The sequence below is a fragment of the Streptomyces sp. NPDC058955 genome (assembly GCF_042741435.1).
Classification (GTDB): domain Bacteria; phylum Actinomycetota; class Actinomycetes; order Streptomycetales; family Streptomycetaceae; genus Streptomyces.
The window spans coordinates 1-5539 of sequence record NZ_JBHYKM010000214.1 but is presented as its reverse complement, the minus strand read 5'-3'; the positions used below and the strand labels follow the sequence as shown (position 1 = coordinate 5539).

4 protein-coding genes are annotated in these 5539 nt (G+C 70.6%); 1 reads left to right on the top strand and 3 read right to left on the bottom strand.

What is annotated here, in order from left to right; translation table 11 throughout:
• Positions 1-131: 131 nt before the first annotated feature.
• The 3 genes from mmsB to chvE are packed head-to-tail and all read right to left on the bottom strand — an operon-like array spanning position 132 to position 4068.
• Positions 132-1376, bottom strand: coding sequence for a multiple monosaccharide ABC transporter permease (gene mmsB, locus ACFW1I_RS37810; RefSeq protein WP_384678567.1), 1245 nt, complete (start codon positions 1374-1376; stop codon positions 132-134).
• Positions 1373-2944 carry a multiple monosaccharide ABC transporter ATP-binding protein gene (mmsA, locus tag ACFW1I_RS37805; RefSeq protein WP_384678565.1) on the bottom strand — a complete coding sequence of 524 codons (1572 nt, stop codon included), beginning with the start codon at positions 2942-2944 and terminating at the stop codon, positions 1373-1375. The genes mmsB and mmsA overlap by 4 nt, the downstream gene beginning before the upstream one ends.
• 14 nt (positions 2945-2958) lie before the next feature.
• The gene (chvE, locus tag ACFW1I_RS37800) at positions 2959-4068 is read right to left on the bottom strand and encodes a multiple monosaccharide ABC transporter substrate-binding protein (protein WP_384678563.1); all 1110 of its coding nucleotides are present in this window, start codon (positions 4066-4068) and stop codon (positions 2959-2961) included.
• Positions 4069-4291: 223 nt separating this feature from the next.
• Between chvE and ACFW1I_RS37795 the strand changes: the two genes are divergently transcribed.
• Positions 4292-5338 (top strand): LacI family DNA-binding transcriptional regulator, encoded by a 1047-nt coding sequence (locus ACFW1I_RS37795; protein WP_384678562.1) that lies wholly within the window; start codon positions 4292-4294, stop codon positions 5336-5338.
• Positions 5339-5539 lie beyond the last annotated feature (201 nt).

Sequence of the window (5539 nt, the reverse complement as noted above, 5' to 3'; positions counted from 1 at the left end):
CTCTTTCTTTTTTTTATACCCCCACTGCTTTTTGTGGGTGCTGGGGTGCCCCCCCCCGCTCCGCCGCGCGCCTCCCCGGGGGTGGCCCGCGGGGGGGGCGCGGGGGGCCCACAGCCGTGTTCCGAGCGGTGTCAGGCACCCGCCCTGCGCTTGTTCCACACGTCGAAGCCGACCGCGGCGAGCAGCACGAGGCCCTTGATGACCTGCTGCCAGTCGGTGCCCACCCCGACGAGGTTCATGCCGTTGTTGAGCACGCCGAGGACCAGGCCGCCGATGATGGCTCCCAGGACGGTGCCGACGCCCCCGCTCATCGACGCCCCGCCGATGAACGCGGCGGCGATGGCCTCCAGTTCGAAGTTCACGCCGGCCTTCGGCGAGGCCGCGTTGAAGCGCGCCGCGAAGACGAGCCCGGCGAGCGCCGCGAGCATCCCCATGTTGAGGAAGACCGCGAAGGTCACCTTCCGGTCCTTGACCCCGGACAGCTTCGCGGCGGGCAGGTTGCCCCCGATCGCGTACACGTGGCGGCCGATGACCGCGTTGCGCATCACGTAGCCGAAGCCGACGAGGAGGACGGCCAGGACCAGGAGGACCACGGGGGCGCCCTTGTAGCTGGCGAGCAGCAGGGTCGTGAGCAGGACCGCGGCGACCAGCGCCGTCACCTTCAGCGCGAACAGGCCCGTGGGGAGCGTCTCCAGCGCGAACTCCCGCTGGCGGCGCCGGTCCCGCACCTCCTGGAGGACCACGTACGCGATCAGGCCGAGGCCCAGCAGCAGGGTCAGGTTGTGGTAGTCGGTCCGCGGTCCGACCTCCGGCAGGAAGCCGTTGGCGACCTTCTGCAGTCCGTCGGGGAACGGGCCGAGCGTCTGCCCCTTGAGGAAGATCTCCGTGAGTCCGCGGAACAGCAGCATGCCGGCGAGGGTCACGATGAACGACGGTATGCCGACGTACGCGATGAAGAAGCCCTGCAGGGCGCCGGCGACGGCTCCGAGGAGCAGGGTGAGCAGCACCGCGACGGGCCAGGAGACGTGGTGCTCGACCATGAGCACCGCCCCGACGCCGCCCACCAGGGCCATCAGCGAGCCCACCGACAGGTCGATGTGCCCGGAGATGATGACGATCATCATGCCGATGGCCAGGATGAGGATGTAGCTGTTCTGCAGCACCAGGTTGGAGACGTTGCGCGGCAGGAGGAGGTCGCCGCCCGTCCAGATCTGGAACAGCAGCACGATCAGGCCGAGCGCGAAGAGCATCCCGTACTGGCGCATGTTCCGCCGGACGCCGTCGAGGAGCACCTGGAACACCGGTGTCCCGGTGGAGGGGGATCCGCTGCCCGGGGGTGCCGGGGCGGTCGCTTTCGTGCCGACTTCGGTGCTCATGCCTGGTGTCCTTCGCTGGGGGCGGGGTCTGCGGTGACCGCCGGTGGTGCGGGGGTGTCCTGCGTCATGTGCCGCATCAGCACTTCCTGGGTGGCGTCCTCGCGGCCGACCTCGCCGGTCAGCCGTCCGGCGGCCATGGTGTAGACGCGGTCGCACATGCCGAGCAGTTCGGGCAGTTCGGAGGAGATGAGGAGGATCGCCTTGCCCTCGGCGGCGAGGCGGTCGATCACGGTGTAGATCTCGTACTTGGCTCCGACGTCGACTCCGCGCGTCGGCTCGTCGAGGACGAGGACGTCCGGTCCGGCGAGGACCCACTTGCTCAGGACGACCTTCTGCTGGTTGCCGCCGGAGAGGCGGCCGACCGGTTCGAGGACGTTCGGAGCCTTGATGTTCATCGTCCGCCGGTACCGTTCGGCGACCCTGCGCTCCTCGTGCGCGTCGACGATCCCGCGGCGGGCGAGGGCGCCGAGGGAGGCGAGCGAGATGTTCCGGCTCACGGAGTCCCCGAGATCGAGACCGTAGTGCTTGCGGTCCTCGGTGACGTACGCGATGCCGTGGGCGACCGCCTCGGGGACCGTGCGCGTCTGCACCTCACGGCCGTCCTTGAGGACGGTGCCCCGCTCGTAGCGGCCGTAGGAGCGGCCGAAGACGCTCATGGCGAGTTCGGTGCGGCCGGCCCCCATGAGTCCCGCGACCCCGACGATCTCCCCGCGGCGGACCTGGAGGGAGACGCCGTCGACGACCTTGCGGCCGCGGTCGAGCGGGTGGCGCACGGTCCAGTCCCGGATCTCCAGGACGGGGGCGGCGTCGGCCGGGCCCTCGTACGGCGTGCGGTCGGGGAAGCGGCTGTCGAGGTCGCGTCCCACCATGCCGCGGATGATGCGCTCCTCGGTGGTGGCCGGGTCCCTGACGTCGAGGGTCTCGATGGAGCGCCCGTCGCGCAGGATGGTGACGGAGTCGGCGATCCGGGCGATCTCGTTCAGCTTGTGCGAGATGAGGATCGAGGTGATGCCCTGGTCCTTCAGTTCGCGCATCAGCTGCAGCAGCTTCGCGCTGTCCTCGTCGTTGAGGGCCGCGGTGGGCTCGTCGAGGATCAGCAGGCGGACGTCCTTCGCCAGCGCCTTCGCGATCTCCACGAGCTGCTGCTTGCCGACCCCGATGTCGGCGACCCGGGTCTCCGGGTGCTCGTCGAGCCCGACCCGCCTGAGCAGTTCGGACGCGCGGCGCAGCGCCTCGTGCCAGTCGACGATCCCGCGCCGGGACGGTTCGTTGCCGAGGAAGATGTTCTCGGCGATCGACAGGTAGGGGACGAGCGCGAGCTCCTGGTGGATGATGACGATGCCGTGCCGTTCGCTGGCCCTGATGTCCTTGAAGCGGCACGGCTCGCCGTCGAAGAGGATCTCGCCCTCGTAGGTCCCGTGCGGGTGGACGCCGGACAGGACCTTCATGAGGGTCGACTTACCGGCGCCGTTCTCCCCGCACAGGGCGTGCACCTCGCCGCGCTCCACGGACAGGGTCACCTCGGACAGCGCCCTGACCCCGGGGAAGCTCTTGACGATGGACCGCATCTGGAGAAGGGAGGTCACTTCAGAGCCCCGGCGTCGATGTAGCCGGACTCGACCAGGACCTTCTCGTAGTTCGACTTGTCGACGCTGACCGGGTCGAGCAGGTAGGCCGGGACGACCTTCTTGCCGTTGTCGTAGGTCTTGTCGTCGTTGGTCTGGGGCTTCCTGCCCTCCAGGACGGCGGTGACCATGTCCGAGGCGACCTTCGCGAGGGCGCGGGTGTCCTTGTAGACGGTCTGCGTCTGCTCGCCCGCGATGATCGACTTCACGGAGGCGACCTCCGCGTCCTGGCCGGTGACGACCGGCAGCGGCTTGGCGGCGCTTCCGTAGTCGTCGGACTTCAGGGCGGACAGGATGCCGATGGAGATGCCGTCGTAGGGGGAGAGGACGGCGTCGACCCGGGCCGTGGAGTACGAGGAGGTCAGCAGGTCGTCCATGCGCTTCTGCGCCGTCCCGCCGTCCCAGCGCAGGGTGGTGACCTGGTTGAGCTGGGTCTGCTGGGAGCGCACGACCAGCTGCTTCTTGTCGAGGTAGGGCTTCAGCACCTTCATGGCGCCGTTGAAGAAGTACTTGGTGTTGTTGTCGTCGTTGGAGCCGGCGAAGAGCTCGATGTTGAAGGGGCCCTTCTTCGCGCCCGACGTCAGCCCCAGCTTCTCGACGATGTACGTGGCCTGGAGCTCGCCGACCTTCTCGTTGTCGAAGGAGGCGTAGTAGTCGACGTGCGGGGAGCCCAGGATGAGCCGGTCGTAGGAGATCACCGGGATGTCGGCGTCGGCCGCCTGCTGCAGGACGTTGGACAGGGCCTCGCCGTTGATGGCGGCCACGACCAGGGCGTCGACGCCCTGGGTGATCATGTTCTCGATCTGGGCGACCTGCTGGTCGGGGTCGTCCTCGCCGTACTGCAGGGTCGTGGCGAAGCCGGCCTTCTTCAGGCTCTCGGTCATGTTGCGGCCGTCGGCGATCCACCGCTCGGAGGACTTGGTGGGCATGGCGATGCCGATGGTGCGGTCCTTCTTGTCCTTCGCCTCCTGGCTGCCGCCCTCGCCGCTCTGCCCGCAGGCGGTCAGGAGCAGGGCGCAGCCGGTGGTCACGGCCAGCAGGGCGGATGCGGATCGGAACTTCTTCATGGGCGTTACCCATCCCGTCGTCGAGGGCGGCTCCGACCGGGGACGGGCTCGACGGCAGCGCGGGTCCTCGCACCACCGGGACGGCGCCGTTCCGGCTGGGTGACCGGGGCGTCGGCGCCTCGGTCGAGCTAGATTGTTAGCGCTCACAACGGCGTGATACAAGAGGCGCTAAGGTTTTTCCCGTATCGATACACAGCCGTGAGCACGGAGAAGGGAGGCGAACGTGGCCCATCCCGCGGAAGACGTCCGCCCGCCGACGATGGCCGACGTCGCACGGGAGGCGGGGGTCTCCCATCAGACCGTCTCCCGGGTGCTGAGCGGTCACCCCAACGTGCGCGCGGCCACCCGCGAGCAGGTCACCCTGGCCATCGAGCGGCTCGGCTACCGCCGCAACTCCGCCGCGCGCGCCCTGGTGACGCGGCGGACGAGGACGCTGGGCGTCATCGCCGTCAACACCGCCCTGTACGGCCCCGCCAGCACCCTGACCGGCCTGGAGGAGGCGGCACGGGAGGAGGGCTACCTCGTCTCGACCGTCAGTCTGCGCAGCGGCGGCGGGCAGGGGCTCAGGGACGCCATCGACCACCTCGCGGCCTGGGGCGTGGAGGGCGTCGTCGCCATCACCCCGCAGCGCTCGCACGTGCAGGCGCTCGCCGAACTCGACGCGCCCTTCCCCGTGGTCACCGTCGAAGGCGGCCACCAGCTCGACCTGCCCGGCGTCTCCCTCGACCAGGAGCGCGGCGCCCGCATGGTCACCGAGCACCTGCTCGCCGCCGGGCACGCCAACGTCTGGCACGTGGCGGGCCCCGAGGACTGGCTGGAGAGCGAGGCCCGCACCGCGGGCTGGCGCGCCGTCCTGGAGGAGAGCGGCATCCGGCCGCCGCGCGTCCTGTCGGGGGACTGGAGCCCACTCTCCGGTTACCGGGCGGGGCAGGAGCTCGCGGGGCTCGCGCTGGCCCGCCGCGGCACGACGCCGGTCACGGCCGTCTTCGTCGCCAACGACCAGATGGCGCTCGGCGTCCTGCGCGCGCTGCGCGAGGGCGGCATCCGCACCCCCGCGCAGGTGGCCGTCGCCGGCTTCGACGACATCCCCGAGGCCGAGTACTTCCCTCCGCCGCTGACGACCGTCCGGCAGGACTTCGCCGCCATCGGGCGCCGGAGCATCGGTCTCCTCGTGGACCACATCGAGGGCCGCGCCACGAAGGCCGAACACCTCCTGGTCGAACCGCAGCTCATCATGCGCGCGAGCACCCGCCCTTCCGGCGACGCCTGACCCGCCCGGCGGGCGGGCTGCGTCCGCATACGCCTTCCCGGCGGCCGGTGGGGGGCTGTCCCGTCGCCGGTCGCCCGGTCGCCCGGTCGCCCGGTCGCCCGTGGCCCGCCGGCCCCGGCGCGGGCGACCCGGCGCCGCGTCGCGCGTTCCGCGCCCACCCGCCCCCCCGCGCCACCTGCCCGCCCCCACACCCGGCGCAGA